This window comes from Cedecea sp. B1(4) (assembly GCF_059414925.1).
In genome coordinates, this window is sequence record NZ_JCAHMZ010000313.1 from 1 (window position 1) to 294 (window position 294).

Below are 294 nucleotides of genomic sequence, written 5' to 3' on the forward strand. Positions count from 1 at the left end.
GGATTGGCTGCATCAGTGCAACGGTAGCCAAAAGGCGCGGTAGCGTTGAGGGTGTCCCCAACATAAATGCTGGTCGCCAGAGCCGCGTAGGCAGTAACGGAAACGGCTGCGCCATTGGCCCTCAACCAACCTACAGGCGGGGCCTGCATCGCAAAATACTGAACAGCACCTGCCGGCGCGGCAGCAATGACCTGGTCCTCGTTGGCCAACGTAATGAAGCCGCTACGCCACGAGCCGCTGAATCGGTCACGGAATTGGAGCTTTCCCGTTCCGTATACCTGGCCCAACTGGAAG

Annotated in this window: 1 protein-coding gene; it reads right to left on the reverse strand. The window is 59.5% G+C overall.

Annotation, left to right across the window (positions count from 1 at the left end):
* On the reverse strand, nt 1-149 hold a 149-nt coding region (locus tag ACR6JA_RS23100; RefSeq protein ID WP_494599846.1), incomplete at its 3' end, for a tail fiber protein.
* Nucleotides 150-294: the final 145 nt, after the last annotated feature.